The sequence below is a fragment of the Microbacterium helvum genome (genome assembly GCF_014779795.1).
GTDB classification, from domain to species: Bacteria; Actinomycetota; Actinomycetes; order Actinomycetales; family Microbacteriaceae; genus Microbacterium; species Microbacterium helvum.
The window spans coordinates 566,302-581,856 of record NZ_JACXZS010000001.1; the positions used below are offsets into that span (position 1 = coordinate 566,302).

A 15,555-nucleotide genomic window follows, 5' to 3' on the forward strand; every position below is an offset into this window, starting at 1 on the left:
CATGCTGCACCTCGACGCCACGCACGCCGCGCGCGAGGCGCGTACGCCGCGCATGGCGAACGACGAGGACGCCCGCCCCGGGATCTCGCTCACCAGCAGCAGCCTCATGCGCGACGGGCGCCCGTGGCTGCCGGTGTCGGGCGAACTTCACTACACGAGGGTCCCGCGCGAGCGGTGGACCGAGCGTCTGCGCCTCATGCGGGCGGGCGGCATCACGGTGGTCTCGACGTATGTGCCGTGGCTGCATCACGAGCCGGTGCGCGGGCAGGCGCGCTTCGACGGCCGGTACGACGTCGGAGCGTTCGTCGACGCCGCGCGCGCCGAGGGCCTCGAGGTCGTGCTGCGCATCGGGCCGTGGGTTCACGGCGAGATGCGCAACGGCGGGTTCCCCGATTGGGTTCAGCACGCGCGGGTCGCGCATCGCACCGACGATCCCGCGTACCTGGCGCTCGTGGCCGAGTGGTTCGGGCGTCTCGCCCGCGCGCTGGGCGACCGCGGCAGGCCGGACGTGCTGCTCGGCATCCAGCTCGAGAACGAGCTGTACGACCAGTCGGGGCATCTCGTGACGCTCAAGCGCCTCGCCCGCGAGGCCGGGCTGTCGGCACCGCTGTGGACGGCCACCGCATGGGGCGGCGCACGGCTGCCCGATCCCGAGATGCTGCCGCTGTGGGGCGGGTACGGCGACGGGTTCTGGGTCGATCCAGGCCAGCCGTGGGATCCGACCTTCCGCGCGCACTTCTTCTTCTCCGACACGTGGGACGACCCCGGCATCGGCGCCGACGTGAGGGAAGCGGATGCCGCGGCCACCGGCTCCGGCCGTGCCCCGGCTGCCACGCGCAGCTCCGAACTGTCGGCCTGGTTCCCCGCCGCGACGTGCGAGCTCGGCGGCGGCATGGCGACCGCGTACCACCGGCGCCCGCGTCCCGAGGCCCTCGACATCGCCGCGGTCGCTCACGCGAAGCTCGGCAGTGGCTCTGCCTGGCAGGGCTACTACATGTATGCCGGCGGCACGAACCCCGGCCCCGACCTCGAAGAGACGCAGGCGACGGGCTACCCCAACGACATGACACCGCGCGGGTACGACTTCCACGCGCCGATCGGCGAGGCCGGGCGGACTGCCCCGAGCCATGCCGCGCTGCGGCAGCAGCACGCGTTCATCGCCGCGTTCGGCGATCGGCTCGCCCCGATGCGGTCCTACCTGCCCGAGCTGCGGCCGGCCGGGGTCGAGGACTCCACGACGCTGCGCTGGGCCGTGCGGGCCGAGGACGGCGCGGGGTTCGTCTTCATCGGATGGCATCAGCCGCACGTCGCGCTGCCGGTGTACCGCGGCGCGCGGTTCCGCATCGAGACGCCGCGCGGGCCGGTCGAGCTGCCGAGCGCTCCCGTCGACATCCCGCCCGGGACCCTCGCCCGGTGGCCCCTCGGGCTGGAGATCGGCGGCGTGACCATCGACTGGGCGACGGCCTCCGCGCTGACGGTGCTGCCCGGGTCGGTGCCCACCCTGGTACTGGCCGAGGACGCCGGCATCCCCGTCGAGATCGTGCACGACGGCGTCGTGCACCATGTCGAGCCCGGCGCCGACCCCCTGCGACTCGCCGGGGCGCTCGACGTGCTGGTGCTGACCGCCGCCGACGCGGCGGACGCCTGGGTCGTCGAGGCCGGCGAGCGCCGGCTGCTCGTCTCGCCGGACGAGGTGACCTGGGATGCTGCCGGCAGCGTTTCCGTGAGGTCGGGGGCGGCGCACCCCGAGGTGCGGGAGTACGCCGGCGGAGCCTGGCGCGCACTCGACCTCGTGCTCTCGGACGGCGCCAGGCTGGAGGCATCCTGCGCCGTCGGAACAGTGCGTGAACCATCGGTGCCGTCGGGCGACTACGGCAACCGTGACGGGCGCCAGGCGGCGCCGCGCGACGAGGTGCTCGACGCGCATGCGGCGGTGTTCGCCCTCGAGGTGCCGCCGCACACCGACGACGCCGTGCTGCGGGTACGGTGGGCCGGCGACGTCCTGCAGCTTCGAGTGGACGGCGAGACGGCGACCGACCGGTTCTGGGACGGTTCGGAGTTCATCGTCAGCCTGCGCGATGCCGGCGTCGGCCCGGCATCGCACGTTGAGCTGCGCATCCTGCCCCTGCGCGCCGACAGCGGTGTGCATCTTCCGGCCGACGCCGCCGCGCGCCTGGCCGCCGCGCGTGCCACGCTGTGCGCGCTCGACGACGTGACCATCGAACAGCGCGCCCTCTGGCGCGAGACAGCACCCCGACGAGAGCCGAAGGAGACCCTCCGATGACCCTGCGCAAGACCCCGACTCCCCCGATGGGCTGGAACAGCTGGGACTGCTACGGCACCACCGTCACCGAGGACGAGGTGATCGCCAACGCCGAGTTCATGGCCGAGCACCTGCTGGCCCATGGGTGGGACACGATCGTGATCGACGCCGACTGGGCCGACCCGCAGCCGCGGTCGCACGGCTACAACGAGGCCGCGCGACTCACGATCGACGCACACGGACGCCTGCATCCCGACCCCGTGCGCTTCCCGAGCTCTGCGGGCGGGGCGGGGTTCGGTCCGCTCGCCGCGCGCCTTCACGGGCTCGGCCTGAAGCTCGGCGTGCATGTGATGCGCGGCATCCCCCGCGTCGCCGTCGCCGCGGACACCCCCGTGCTGGGCACGGACTCGACGGCGTCGCAGATCACCGACCCGACCAACGTGTGCGAGTGGAACCCGCACTATGTGGGCCTGGATCACACGAACCCGGCCGCGCAGGCCTACTACGACTCGTGCGTCGCGCAGTTCGCCGAGTGGGGCCTCGACTTCGTGAAGGCCGACGACATGCTGTGGCCGTACCAGGTGCCCGACATCGAGGCGTACGCGCTCGCGGTCGAGCGCGCCGACCGCGAGATCGCCCTCTCGCTCTCGCCCGGGCGCGACCTGTCGGCCGCGCACCTCGACCACCTGCGTGCGAACGCGACCATGTGGCGCGTGTGCGACGACGTGTGGGACCGCTGGGACGACATCGAGCCCAACTTCGCCCGCCTCGCGCGGTGGGCGCCGTTCGCCGTTCCGGACGGCTGGCCCGACGCCGACATGCTGCCGCTCGGCCGCATCGGCATCCGGGCCGAGCGCGGCGAGCCCCGCGAAGGCGCGCTGACGCTCGCCGAGCGCCGCACGCTGGTGACTCTGTGGGTCATGGCCCGATCGCCGCTCATGATCGGCGGCGACCTGCCGACCAGCGCGGCCGAGACGATCGCGCTGTTCACGAACGACGACGTGCTGCGCGTGCTGAACGAATCGCACGGCAACCGGGAGCTGCTCCGCGAGCGCGGTCTCGTGGTGTGGGCGGCCCCAGGGCCGGACGGCGAGCGCTGGGTCGCCGTGTTCAACCTCGACGACGAGGCGCGGGTCGAGCCGTTCGACACGCGGTCCCTCGGGCTGGGTGCGGCGCCCGCGGGCGTCGTCGACGTATGGTCCGGCGAGTCCGTCACCGTCGAGGCCGTGCACGAGCAGTCGAACGCCGCGCGCAGCGTGGCTCCCGGCAGCTCGGTCGTGCGCATCGCCCTCGAGCCGCACGGCTGCGTGCTGCTGCGCGTCTGACGCGTCCTGTTCCGCAGTCATTTCTCGCGGCGCTCATGCTCTCAACCCGCACGAGCTGACTGCGGAGCGATCGTGGTAGCTCGCTCCGCAGTCAGCTTCTGCGGGTTACGTGTCCGCGCTGCGACCGAAGGTGACTGCGGAGCAAAGGGGACGGAGAAGGGGATGCCTCGGGAAAGCGCTTGCGAGGCATCCGCTCTCATGGCACACTATTGGAAAGCGTTTACCCAGTGAGCGGACAGCCGCCGGGTACCCAGAGCATTCAGAGAAGAAAGCAGGACCCCGTGACCGACACGACCCTCGCCCCCGCCGGCACCGAGGCGCTCTCCCCCGATGCACCAGCACAGGTGCGTGAGATCGGCATCATCATGAACGGCGTCTCGGGCCGCATGGGCTACCGCCAGCACCTCGTGCGCTCGATCCTGGCGATCCGCGAGCAGGGCGGCATCGAGCTGTCCGACGGCACGCGCGTGACCGTCAAGCCGCTGCTCGTCGGCCGCAGCGAGGCCAAGCTCGCCGAGCTCGCGGCGAAGCACGGCATCGAGGACTACACGACCGACCTCGACGCCGCCCTCGCCGACCCCCGCTGGGAGATCTACGCCGACTTCCTGGTCACCAAGGCCCGCGCCGCGGCACTGCGCAAGGCCATCGCCGCCGGCAAGACGATCTACACCGAGAAGCCCACCGCCGAGACGGTCGCCGAGGCGCTCGAGCTCGCGAAGCTGGCGCAGGATGCCGGCGTCAAGACCGGCGTCGTGCACGACAAGCTGTACCTGCCGGGCCTGCAGAAGCTCAAGCGCCTCATCGACTCCGGCTTCTTCGGCCGCATCCTGTCGGTGCGCGGCGAGTTCGGCTACTGGGTGTTCGAGGGCGACTGGCAGCCCGCCCAGCGCCCGTCGTGGAACTACCGCGCCGAGGACGGCGGCGGCATCATCGTCGACATGTTCCCGCACTGGAACTACGTGCTCGAGAACCTGTTCGGCGACGTCAAGACCGTCTACGCACAGGCCGCCGTGCACATCCAGGACCGCTGGGACGAGAAGGGCGAGCACTACACCGCCACCGCTGAGGACGCCGCGTACGGCATCTTCGAGCTCGAGGGCGACATCGTGGCGCAGATCAACTCGTCGTGGACCGTGCGCGTGAACCGCGACGAGCTCGTCGAGTTCCACGTCGACGGCACGCACGGTTCGGCCGTCGTGGGCCTGTTCGGCGCGAAGATCCAGCACCGCAACGCCACTCCCAAGCCGGTGTGGAACCCCGACCTGGCCGACGACCACGACTACGACGCCGACTGGGCCGAGGTGCCCGTCAACGACGTGTTCCAGAACGGCTTCCGCCAGCAGTGGGAGGAGTTCCTCGAGTCCTACGTGCTCGACACCCCCTACGCGTTCGACCTGCTCTCAGGCGCGCGCGGCGTGCTGCTCGCCGAGGCCGGCCTGCAGTCCAGCCGCGAAGGCCGCAAGGTCGAGCTGCCGGCGCTCACCCTGGAGTGATCGGGATGCCGCACCTCACCCTTCTCTCGGCAGACGGGGTCCTCACCGCCGCCGAGCTGAACGAAGCCCCGGGCTACACGCGCCCCGACGGGCCGCTTCGCTCGCGCGTGGCGTACGCCGCCGCGCACGTGGTGCCCCGGACGTGGGCCGACAACACCCCCGGTCAGCCGGCCGAGGTCGACTGGGATGCCACGCTCGACTTCCGTCGCGCCGTGTACTCGTGGGGCCTCGGCGTCGCCGATGCCATGGACACCGCGCAGCGCAACATGGGCCTCGACGCCGCGGCGACGCGCGACCTCATCGCGCGCTCGGCGCAGGTCGCGCGCGAAGAGGGCGGCTCGGTCGTCGTCGGGGTCAATACCGACCACGTCGACGAGGAGCGCATCTCGATCGACCAGGTGATCGATGCCTACAAGCAGCAGCTGCACTTCACCGAGGAGCAGGGCGCCGGCCCGGTGCTGATGGCCTCGCGCCACCTGGCGCGCGTGGCGGAGTCGGCCGCCGACTACCGCCGCGTGTACCGCGAGGTGCTGCATGCGGCGACCACGCCCGTCGTGCTGCACTGGCTCGGCACGGCGTTCGACCCGGTGCTCGACGGCTACTTCGGCTCGACCGACTGGCGTGAGGCATCCACCGTCCTTCTGGACATCATCGAAGAGAACGTCGACAAGATCGCGGGCGTCAAGATGAGCCTGCTGGATGCCGCCTCCGAGGTGTCGGTGCGCGAGAGGCTGCCGGAGTCCGTGCGCATGTTCACCGGCGACGACTTCAACTACGTCGGGCTCATCGGCGGGGCGGACGTGCCCGAGGCTCGTCAGCCGGAGCGGGACGCGGGGTCTTCCCGGCAGCACTCGGACGCCCTGCTCGGCGCGTTCGCGGCGATCACGCCGGTCGCGTCGGCGGCGATCCAGGCGCTCGACGCCGGCGACCCGGCCCGGTACCTCGAGATCCTCAGCCCGACCGAGGAGCTCAGCCGCCAGGTGTTCGCCGCGCCGACGTTCTACTACAAGACGGGTGTCGCGTTCCTGTCGTGGCTGAACGGTCACCAGCCCGCGTTCCAGATGGTGGGCGGGCTGCACTCGGCGCGCAGCCTCCCGCACCTGTCGCGCATCGTCGAGCTGGCGAACGCGTCGCTCGCGCTCGAGCAGCCGGAGCTCGCGGCGATCCGCTGGCACGGGATGCTGCGCCACAACGGCATCGACGTTCCCGGGGTGATCGCGTGACCGCCACCGTCGACCCACGTCTGTCGATCAACCAGGCGACCATCAAGTACGCCGACCTCGCCACCGCGCTGCGCGTGACGGCCGAGGCCGGGGTGCAGGGCATCGGGCTGTGGCGCGAACCGGTGAACGAGGTGGGACTCTCGACCGCCGCGTCGATGCTGGCCGACTCGGGGCTGCGTTTCACGACTCACTGCCGCGGCGGTTTCTTCACGGTGCCCGAGGGGCCCGCACGCCGCGCGTCGATCGACGACAACCGGGTCGCCATCGAAGAGACGGCGACGCTGGCCGCCGCCGGAGCGCCCGGGTCGACCGCGATCCTCGTGCTGGTCGCCGGCGGCCTGCCCGAGGGCTCGCGCGACGTCGCCGGTGCGCGGGAGCGCGTGCGCGACGCGATCGGCGAGCTCGCTCCGGATGCCGCCGCCGCGGGTGTCACCCTGGCGATCGAGCCGCTGCACCCGATGTACGCGTCGGATCGCTGCGTCGTCTCGACGCTCGGTCAGGCGCTCGACATCGCGGCGGACTTCGATCCCGCTGTCGTCGGCGCCACCGTCGACACGTTCCACATCTGGTGGGACCCGGACGTGCTCGCATCGATCGAGCGCGCGGGCCGCGAGGGACGCATCGCCACGTACCAGGTATGCGATTGGAAGAACCCGCTGGCCGCGGACGTGCTGCTGAGCCGCCACTACCCCGGCGACGGCGTCATCGACTTCGCGTCGCTGACCGCCGCCGTCGAGGCGACCGGCTACGACCGCGACATCGAGGTCGAGATCTTCAACCAGGAGATCTGGGACACCGACCCCCGCACCGTCGTGGAGCGCACGGCCGCCGGGTTCGCGGCATCCGTCTCGCCGCATCTGCGTGCCCGCGTCGCAAGCTGACGCCGCCCGAGTCTCGGAGCGCCCGCGGGGTTCTTGGCCCCCGCGGGCGCTTCGTCGTTCCGTGCAGGTCACGCCCCGGCACAGCCATCCGGTCGTTGAGCGAGCGGAGCGAGTCGAAACGCCGCAAGCCGCCCATCAGACGCAGCCGCTCGCGATGCGCACGCATCCGGGTTTCACGAGAACGTCCCACGACGTCTGGCCCTCGCTCGTTCGTCGCTTTGCCCAACGACCAGGTGAGCCCGAGTTGTCTGAGACAAGGCTCGCGGGGCGCCTCGGGCGACGAGAGAGTCGGCGCCTACTTCATTCCGGTCGTCGCGATGCCTTTGATGAGGAACCGCTGGCCGAAGAGGAAGGCCAGGAACACGGGCACGAGCGAGACTACCGACATCGCGAACATGCCCCCGAAGTTCGACGAGCCCTGAGACGACAGGAACTGGCGCAGCGCGAGTGGAACCGTGAAGAGCTGCGGGTTGTTCAGATAGATGAGGGCTCCGAAGAAGTCGTTCCACACCCACACGAACGTGAAGATCGCCGTTGTCGCCAAAGCAGGAGTCATCATCGGAATGAGGATCTGCAGGAAGATCCTCGCGTGACCGGCACCGTCGATGCGGGCCGCCTCGTCCAGCTCGCGCGGGATGCCGCGGATGAACTGCACCATCAAGAAGATGAAGAAGGAATCCGTCGCGAGCATCTTCGGCAGGATGAGGGGCCAGAAGGTGTTCACCAGGCCCATCTGACTGAACATGATGTACTGCGGCACGATGACGACATGCATGGGCAGCATGATCGTCACCAGCATGATCGCGAACATCGTGCGCTTGAAGCGGAAGTCAAGTCGAGCGAACGCGTATGCCGCCATCGCACACGAGACGAGGTTGCCGATGATGCTGCCCAGCACGACGATGACGGAGTTCACGAGGTATGTGCCGAACGACGGGGACAGCGCGTTCCATCCGTCGATGTAGTTCGACGTATCGAACGAGACCGGCCATAGGCCGGGCAGACGGAAGATCTCGTCGTTGGGACGAAGCGAACTGACAATCATCCAGAGCAGTGGATAGATGAGCAGCACCGACACCACGATCAGGAAAACGTGCCTCGCGAGCGCTCCCAAGGCGGTACGTCGCCGATATACGGAACGGCGCCTGGCATCGGCCCGCACAGCAGCCGGACGCCGGGTTGAGCCCGAGGTGACAAGCGTCTCAGTCGTCATAGAACACCCACAGCTTTGAGAGAGCGAAGTTCACGACCGTGAACCCGGCGATGATCGCGACCAGGAGCCAGGCCATGGCCGAGGCATACCCCATGTCGAAGGCGGTGAAGCCCTTCTGGTAGAGGTACAGCGTGTAGAACAGTGTCGAATCCGACGGGCCGCCCGAACCGTTCGAGATGATGAAGGCCTGCGTGAAGGCCTGAAATGCGCCAATCATCGACAGCACGAGGTTGAAGAAGATGATCGGGCTGAGCAGTGGCAGTGTGATCGAGAAGAACTGCCGCATCGCACTCGCGCCGTCGACGGACGCAGCCTCGTAGTACATCACCGGGATCTGACGAAGCCCGGCGAGGAAGATCACCATCGGCGCTCCGAAGCCCCAGACGCTCAGAAGGATCAGGGTGCCGAGGGCGGTGTCCGGATTGGAGATCCACCCCGGCCCGTCGATGCCGAACAGCGCGAGGAACTGATTCACGAGGCCATCGACTCCGAAGATCTGCTTCCAGAGGATGGCGACGGCCACAGATGATCCGAGCAGGGACGGCAGGTAGAACATCGAGCGGTAGAACGACAGGCCGCGCAGCCCCTTGTCAAGCATCAGCGCCACGCCCAGTGCGGCCCCCATCGCGAGCGGAACCCCGACGAGCACGTACGTGAACGTGACGCCGAGCGAGGCGAACAGACGCGGGTCCTGGAACATCCGCGTGAAATTGTCGAATCCGATGAACGTGGGCGGGTTGAACAGGTCGTACCGCGTGAACGAGAAGTAGAGCGAGGCGACGATCGGGATGAGCGTGATGAAGACGAGCCCGAGCAGCCACGGCAGCAGGAAGACCATCGCAGCCTTGGTATCGGGATGCTTCGCGCGCTGGCGACGGGTTCGTCGCGCGCCTCCGAGGTGCGTCAACTCGGTCATGACACTCATGGCATCACCGTCGATCCGGTCATCTCGGTCCTCCTCGATCTGGCAACAGAAAACGCTTTCTGAGACGATACAGTAACTTGCGCACGACGCAAGACCGCGCTCGATGACGAGGAAGACCCGATGACCAGACCCCCGCGGACGCTCAACATCTCGGACGTGGCCGAGCGCGCCGGCGTGTCACCCGCCACCGTTTCGCGTGTAATGAACGGCAACCCCACGGTCGATCCAGAACTCGCCCGACGAGTGCGCGAGACAGCGGCCGAGCTGGGCTACTCGGCGAATCCGCTCGCGCGCAGCCTCGTGCTCGGGCGGACGCAGACCATCGCCGTCGTCGTCCCGAACCTCGCCAATCCCACATTCCAAGAGATCCTCCGGGGCATCAGCCGCAGCGCCAGCCGCGACGGCTTCCACGTGCTCGTCGCCGACACGAACGAGACCGTCGCCGAGGAGCGGTCGCTGGCCACCGAGGCGCGACGACGCACGGACGGCCTCGTGCTGTGCGCGCCACGCATGGGCGAAGCCGAGCTGACCGCGCTGCTGCCCACTCTCACTCCGGTGGTCGTCGTCAATCGGGACGCTGGACATGACGTCCCGGTGATCGCGGCCGACTATCGGTCCGCGCTCCACGACGTCGCCCAGCACCTGTATGACCTGGGCCATCGCCGGATCGTCTACCTCGCGGGCGTCCGTGCGAGTGCGACGAACACCCAGCGCGCCGAGGCATTGGACGAGCTCCGCCGGCGCCACAACGATGTGTCCGTCATCGAGATCGACTGCGGAGTCAGCTTCCAGGACGGTGCCGGAGCCGTCGACACTGTGATCGCCACGAGAGCGACGGCGGCCATCGGATTCAACGACCTGGTGGCGCTGGGATTGGTGAACGGACTGCGTTCCCGCTCAGTCCGTGTGCCCGACGACATCTCGGTCGCGGGGCTCGACGACATCCCCTTCGCCCAGTTCGCGAGCCCACCGCTCACGTCGGCGACGGTGCCGACGAGCGAGATGGGCGAACACGCCTGGGCGGCCCTGCATAGGCTGATCGAAGGTCGAGAGGCGGCACCTGCGATGTTCTTCCGGCCACGGCTGCAGGTGCGCGAGAGCACGGCGAGGGCACCCCGATGATCACGGACCCGCTCGCCGGCTACGAGGACTGGCCACGATTCCTGCAGGAAGCTGAACCCGCCCCGGCGGGCGACGAGCTGCAGCGCCGTCTCGTCACCGCGCTCGGTGCCCGGGCTGCGTCGGCGTCCGGTGTCGAGGTCGAGCACGAGTGGACGTCAGGCGGTGTCCGCGGGCGGCGACTGCGTTGGCGTCTACCGTTCGGACCGCCCACCGTCGCCTACCTGCTCACCCCGGAAAGGGCGGGCGACGCGCCCCTCCCCGGCTTGCTGGCTCTGCATTGTCATGGCGGCGTCCGCTCCACCGGCGCTGAGCAGCTCGTGCGCACCGACCTCCCTCCGCACGAGTCCGCGGAGCGACTGCGCACCGCGGTCTACGACGGCAGATCGCCGGCGAACGACTTGGCTCGTGCCGGTTTCGCCGTCCTCTGCCACGACACGTTCTCGTGGGGCAGCCGGGCATTCGACCTGAGCGCGCCCACTCCAAGGCTGTCGGGCCTGATTGCCGCGCAGAACGCGCTGTGGCGCGAACAGGGCGTCGTCCCGTCTGAAGCCGAGCGATTCGACGCGGCGGCCTCGCTCCACGAAGACACCATCGCCAAGGCCGCCGGGATGCTGGGCACCACGCTCGCCGGAGCTGTCGTCACAGACGATCTCGCCGCTCTCGACGTACTCGCGTCGCAACCCGAGGTGGATTCGGGACGCATCGGCGTCTTCGGCCTATCCGGCGGCGGCGGGCGCGCCGCGCTGGTCGGCGCGCTAGACGGCCGAGTGCGCGCAGTGGTCATCACGTGCATGATGGCGACGTATGGGTCGATCGTGCCGAACTACCTCGACACCCACTCCTGGCTACTCAACTCCCCCGGACTGTGGCAGGTCTGCGACTGGCCGGAGGTGCCTGCAATCGGACGGGCACGGGCCACGCTCGTCCAGTACGGTGTCCGCGATCCGCTCTTCGCCCGCACCGGAATGGACGACGCACACCAGAAACTCCTTCGGCACCACGGTGACGGCTCGTATCGGGGGTCGTTCCACGACGCGGGTCACCTTTCGACGGCGGCGATGCAAGCCGAAGCAGCGGAATTCCTCGCTGATGCGCTGCGCACTTCCCCAGTCGGTTGACACTCGTGCACGGTCTTGCTACTTTTCGGGAAACGCTTTCTCATCCCGACGAGTCGAGTCACAGAACGTCATCGCAACGGCGCAGCGCTCTCTGACGCGGATACCCGCAGGAATCAGCCTCTCCTGCGAGCTCCCGGCTCAGAACGCCCGGCCCGTGACCGCACCCAGAGTCCCGGATGACGCGTTCTTCTCGGCCCGACGAGAAAACGATTTCTACCCGGCGCATCGTCGCCGCACCGAGATTGGAATCACACCATGACCACAGGCACACGCTCACGGCGAGTCCTCGCGATCATCGCAGCGGTCGGCGTCGCCGTCACCCTCGCCGGATGCTCCAGCAGCAGCGACGGCGCGGCGGACGGCACCGTGACACTTCGGTTCGCGTGGTGGGGCAGTGACGAGCTGAACTCGATCAAGGCCGAGCAGATCGCGCTCTTCGAGAAGAAGTACCCGAACATCAAGGTCGAGGGCGAGCCGAGCGAGTACAACGGCTACTACGACAAGCTCGCCACGCAGGTAGCGGGCGGCGGCGCACCCGACGCCATCCAGATCACGTACGACGCACTGCCCCAATACGTGAGCAAGAACGCGATCCACGATCTGTCGGATGACATCGACCAGTCGAAGTTCACCCCCGGATCGCTGGATTCGGGAATCATCGACGGGAAGCTGTACGCGATCCCGACTGGTGTCGGGTCGAGGGGCATCATCGTCAATCCCGCCGTGTTCGCGGCTGCCGGCGTCGAGATCCCCGACGACACCACGTGGACGTGGGACGACTACATCGACATCGCTGCGAAGATCTCGGCCAACTCGCCGGACGGCACGTACGGGTCGGCACAGATCACCAATGACCAGAGCCTCATGGCCTTCGCGCGTCAGGCTGGCGAGGACCTCTACACCGCCGATGGCGAGAACGGCGTGAGCGAAGACACCGCCACCTCGTTCTTCGCATTCTCCAAGGAGCTGCAGACCTCGGGAGGCTCGCCCGACGCGTCGACAGCAGCCGAAGACGCCGGTGCGTCTCTCGAGCAGAGCCTGATGGGTCAGGGCCGGATCGGCATGACATTCGCGCCGATCAACTTCGTGAGCATCTACGCGCAGTCCTCCGGCCAGGACCTGCAGATCCTGAACGTCCCCGGCGACTCGGGCGGCAAGGCCGGCCTGGTCCTGCAGCCGACGGTCCAGTACGCGGTCTATTCGAAGTCCGCGCACCCCAAGGAGGCCGCACAGCTGATCGACTTCCTCCTCAACAGCCCTGAGGCGGGGCCCCTCAACAAGCTGACGCTGGGGATCCCCGCCGTTCCTGAGGTCCTCGACACGATCAGCGACGACCTCAGCGCGACCGAGCAGGCACAGGTCGACTTCATCGCCCGCTTGTCCGAGGCGGGCGGCACGCCGCAGAACCCGATCGCACTGCCGACGTCGCAACTCGGGCCGATCATCACCAAGCTGTGGGACGACGTCTCGTTCGAGAAGACGACGCCTGAGAAGGCCGGTGCCGACTACGTCGATCAAGTCGACGTCGCGCTGCAGGCCGCGAACGGCTGATCCACCGCAAGCTCGACGAAGCGCTCCTTGGCTCCGCCGAGGAGCGCTTCGTCGATTCGATCTTCAGCGATCGGATGCCTCGGCCAGCAGCCGCAGCTCGTGCAGGCGCGGCGTCGCCCCGTCCACGGCTTCGAGGCGCACCGCTACCTCCACCGCACCCGGCTCGACGGCGATGTGGACCTCGCGCGTCAGCGCGGGCGAGCCGGCGGGCACGGATTCGTCAAGGACGACGGCATCCCCGACCGTCACGCGAAGCCGAGCCGCTTCGGAGGACGCCAGCCACGACACGCGCAGCGCATCCGCGGTGCCGCTCCAGTCGCGCAGCGTGAGCGAGATCCTGCCGCGCGTCCGGCGCCAGCGCGCGTCGCCATCGACGCCGATCTCCTCATCGGTCGCCGTCAGGCCGTGGTCGGACTCCGGCTGCTGGTCCCCGAAGGCCACGAGGTCACGCGTGCGCGCTTCAAGACCGAGGGATGCCTCATCGATCGCCTCGAGTGCGGCCCGACGCTCGGCGACCGATGTGGACACCACCGGCCACGACAGCGTGTACCGGGCATCGTGGATGCCCGCGAACGGCTCCAGCTCGACCGAACCGCCGTCGGCTGTCGGCACCCGCACCCGGCCGGGCGCGAGGCGCTGCGCGCCCTCGAGCGCATCCGGCGCGAGCACCGGCGTCTCGGCGATCGGCCGCAGCGGACCGACCGCGATGTGCCCCATGCGCGCACCGCTCCCCCGGTACGCCAGCCGGTCGTCCGCGATGCGCTGCGCGAGCACGTCCGGACCGTCGACGATCCACGCCCAGTCCGAGCCGTCGGCCGGGCGCTCCCAGTGCAAGGCCCGAGGCAACGCGAACCGCGCGACCGCCACCCCCGGCTCGACCTCGATCACCGCGCGCGTGCCCGCCGGGACCCGCCGGGTGGCGGCATCCCGAACCACCACAGCGGAACCGTCCACCCAGTCCGGGATCAGCACCGCAAGGCGAGCCGGCCGCGAAGCCCGCACCTCGAGCCTCGCATGCACGACGGCGGAATCGGAGTCCGCATCGACCGCCACGACCACCGAGACGCCGTCGACCTGCGCCCGCGACGGCACGAAGGCGTTGACCCGCAGCTCGTCCGCGCCCGCCGAGTACACCAGCGCCCCGTGCCGCGCCTGCGCCTCGAAACCCGACCCCATGCAGCACCAGAAGCCCTCGGCCTCCGGCGAGTACACCCGGTAGTGCGCGGGACGCTGCGGCGTGAAATACACCAGTCCGCCGTGCTCGGGATGCTGCGCCGAACGCAGATGGTTCGCCCGCGCGCGCTCCGCCCACAGCAGGTACGCGTCGTCGCCGGTGAGCTGGTGCAGCTCGGCGGCCAGCTTGACCATGTTGTGCGTGTTGCACGACTCCGGCCCCTCGCGCGCGATGAACATGCTCGCGAAGTCGGCCGGGAAGTGCTCGCGCACGCTGTCGCCGCCGATCGCGGCGCTGCGGTGCCGGGCCACGCGCTCGAAGAACCCCCGCGCCGCCGCACCCTCGCGCGGCTCGACCTCGGGCAGAAGCTCCGGCGCGACGACGCGCGCCGCGCGCTCGATGGTCGCGAAGCCCACGACCACCGGGATCTGCGTGTTCGCATGCAGGCCGTCGAGTTCGTCGCGCCCGGCGGCCAGCGGCTCGACGAGCCCCCGGCCGGCGAACCGGCGGGCGAGGCGCAGGAACGCGGCGTCCCCCGTCACGAGCGCGAGCCGCGCGAACGCCTCGGTCATGCCGCCGAACTCGCACTCCAGGATGCGGTCGAAGGCGGCATCGTCGAGGTCTGCCTGGATGCGCAGCCACCACCCGCCCAGGTCGTCGAGTGCCTCACGGGCGAGGGGATCCGCGGTCAGCTCGACCGCGTCGATGAGCCCCGCGAGGATCTTGTGCAGGTTGTACAGCGGCACCCAGCGCCCGTTGAGGTGGAAGGCGCCGACGTCGATCCGGCCGTCGCGCAGCTCGTCCCACAGCGCCTCGCCGTCCGGAACGCCGCCGACATAACCCGTTCCCGTCGCCCGCTGGCAGTCCCGGATGCCGCGCACCAGCGTCTGCGCGAGACCCGCGCCGACGACATCCCCTCCCGCAGCCAGCGTGCTCGCGGCCGACAGGACGTGGCCGGCGGTGTGCCCGTCGAGTCCGTCGGACTCCCATCCGGGGTACGGCTCGGCGTGCGGAAGGCCCGCCTCGCGACGGAAGGGAGCGAGGAGTCGGTCCGGGTCGAGACGCCCCAGCGTCGCCGCGACGGTGCGCTGCGCGTCGAGATCCGCACCCGGTTCGAGGCGCACGTCGGATGCCGGCACGAAGAGCAGCGGGGCGGACGACGCCGATCGGGGTGTCTCGGGCATGGTGCTCCTTCGCGGGGTCGATCCGGCTCGCGCTACACGGGAAACCGCTTGCCAATCTACCGCGCCAACCGGACACAGGCCCT

The 15,555-nt window shown here is 69.5% G+C and carries 11 protein-coding genes; 8 read left to right on the forward strand and 3 right to left on the reverse strand.

What is annotated here, in order from left to right; translation table 11 throughout:
- The first annotated feature begins 1 nt into the window (after position 1).
- From IF188_RS02525 to IF188_RS02545, 5 genes are all read left to right on the forward strand, one after another.
- Entirely contained in the window at positions 2–2,284 is a 2,283-nt protein-coding gene (locus IF188_RS02525; protein WP_191170183.1) for a beta-galactosidase, read from the forward strand.
- The gene (locus IF188_RS02530) at positions 2,281–3,588 is read left to right on the forward strand and encodes a glycoside hydrolase family 27 protein (RefSeq protein ID WP_224751291.1); all 1,308 of its coding nucleotides are present in this window, start codon (positions 2,281–2,283) and stop codon (positions 3,586–3,588) included. Before IF188_RS02525 ends, IF188_RS02530 begins: the two co-directional genes overlap by 4 nt.
- Positions 3,589–3,953: 365 nt before the next feature.
- Positions 3,954–5,081: a Gfo/Idh/MocA family protein gene (locus IF188_RS02535; protein ID WP_224751383.1), complete on the forward strand. Its 1,128-nt coding sequence runs from the start codon at positions 3,954–3,956 to the stop codon at positions 5,079–5,081.
- A gap of 5 nt (positions 5,082–5,086) precedes the next feature.
- Complete coding sequence (locus IF188_RS02540) at positions 5,087–6,304, forward strand: dihydrodipicolinate synthase family protein (protein ID WP_191170185.1); 1,218 nt, start codon at positions 5,087–5,089, stop codon at positions 6,302–6,304.
- Positions 6,301–7,185, forward strand: a complete 885-nt coding sequence (locus IF188_RS02545) for a sugar phosphate isomerase/epimerase family protein (RefSeq protein WP_191170186.1) — start codon at positions 6,301–6,303, stop codon at positions 7,183–7,185. Before IF188_RS02540 ends, IF188_RS02545 begins: the two co-directional genes overlap by 4 nt.
- A 295-nt stretch (positions 7,186–7,480) precedes the next feature.
- On the opposite strand, the gene IF188_RS02550 is transcribed toward IF188_RS02545, so the two are convergent.
- Together IF188_RS02550 and IF188_RS02555 are read right to left on the reverse strand one after the other, a co-directional pair.
- Positions 7,481–8,398, reverse strand: coding sequence for a carbohydrate ABC transporter permease (locus IF188_RS02550; RefSeq protein WP_191170187.1), 918 nt, complete (start codon positions 8,396–8,398; stop codon positions 7,481–7,483).
- Positions 8,388–9,323: a carbohydrate ABC transporter permease gene (locus IF188_RS02555; RefSeq protein WP_191170188.1), complete on the reverse strand. Its 936-nt coding sequence runs from the start codon at positions 9,321–9,323 to the stop codon at positions 8,388–8,390. Before IF188_RS02555 ends, IF188_RS02550 begins: the two co-directional genes overlap by 11 nt.
- Before the next feature lie 120 nt (positions 9,324–9,443).
- Here IF188_RS02555 and IF188_RS02560 point away from each other — a divergent pair, with 120 nt between their 5' ends.
- The 3 genes from IF188_RS02560 to IF188_RS02570 all read left to right on the forward strand — a co-directional run bounded on the left by IF188_RS02560 (position 9,444) and on the right by IF188_RS02570 (position 13,114).
- Entirely contained in the window at positions 9,444–10,445 is a 1,002-nt protein-coding gene (locus tag IF188_RS02560) for a LacI family DNA-binding transcriptional regulator (RefSeq protein WP_191170189.1), read from the forward strand.
- Positions 10,442–11,563, forward strand: coding sequence for a dienelactone hydrolase family protein (locus IF188_RS02565; protein WP_191170190.1), 1,122 nt, complete (start codon positions 10,442–10,444; stop codon positions 11,561–11,563). Before IF188_RS02560 ends, IF188_RS02565 begins: the two co-directional genes overlap by 4 nt.
- Positions 11,564–11,818: 255 nt before the next feature.
- Entirely contained in the window at positions 11,819–13,114 is a 1,296-nt protein-coding gene (locus IF188_RS02570) for an ABC transporter substrate-binding protein (protein WP_191170191.1), read from the forward strand.
- Between the two features lie 63 nt (positions 13,115–13,177).
- Here IF188_RS02570 and IF188_RS02575 read toward each other — a convergent pair whose 3' ends face one another.
- Positions 13,178–15,472: a beta-L-arabinofuranosidase domain-containing protein gene (locus IF188_RS02575; RefSeq protein WP_191170192.1), complete on the reverse strand. Its 2,295-nt coding sequence runs from the start codon at positions 15,470–15,472 to the stop codon at positions 13,178–13,180.
- Positions 15,473–15,555: the final 83 nt, after the last annotated feature.

Coding starts and splice junctions, on each gene's coding strand:
- IF188_RS02530 (WP_224751291.1), top strand. CDS start 2,281: ATGACCCTGCGCAAGACCCCGACTCCCCCGATGGGCTGGAACAGCTGG.
- IF188_RS02540 (WP_191170185.1), top strand. CDS start 5,087: ATGCCGCACCTCACCCTTCTCTCGGCAGACGGGGTCCTCACCGCCGCC.
- IF188_RS02535 (WP_224751383.1), top strand. CDS start 3,954: ATGAACGGCGTCTCGGGCCGCATGGGCTACCGCCAGCACCTCGTGCGC.
- IF188_RS02575 (WP_191170192.1), bottom strand. CDS start 15,472: ATGCCCGAGACACCCCGATCGGCGTCGTCCGCCCCGCTGCTCTTCGTG.
- IF188_RS02550 (WP_191170187.1), bottom strand. CDS start 8,398: ATGACGACTGAGACGCTTGTCACCTCGGGCTCAACCCGGCGTCCGGCT.
- IF188_RS02560 (WP_191170189.1), top strand. CDS start 9,444: ATGACCAGACCCCCGCGGACGCTCAACATCTCGGACGTGGCCGAGCGC.
- IF188_RS02570 (WP_191170191.1), top strand. CDS start 11,819: ATGACCACAGGCACACGCTCACGGCGAGTCCTCGCGATCATCGCAGCG.
- IF188_RS02565 (WP_191170190.1), top strand. CDS start 10,442: ATGATCACGGACCCGCTCGCCGGCTACGAGGACTGGCCACGATTCCTG.
- IF188_RS02525 (WP_191170183.1), top strand. CDS start 2: ATGCTGCACCTCGACGCCACGCACGCCGCGCGCGAGGCGCGTACGCCG.
- IF188_RS02555 (WP_191170188.1), bottom strand. CDS start 9,323: ATGAGTGTCATGACCGAGTTGACGCACCTCGGAGGCGCGCGACGAACC.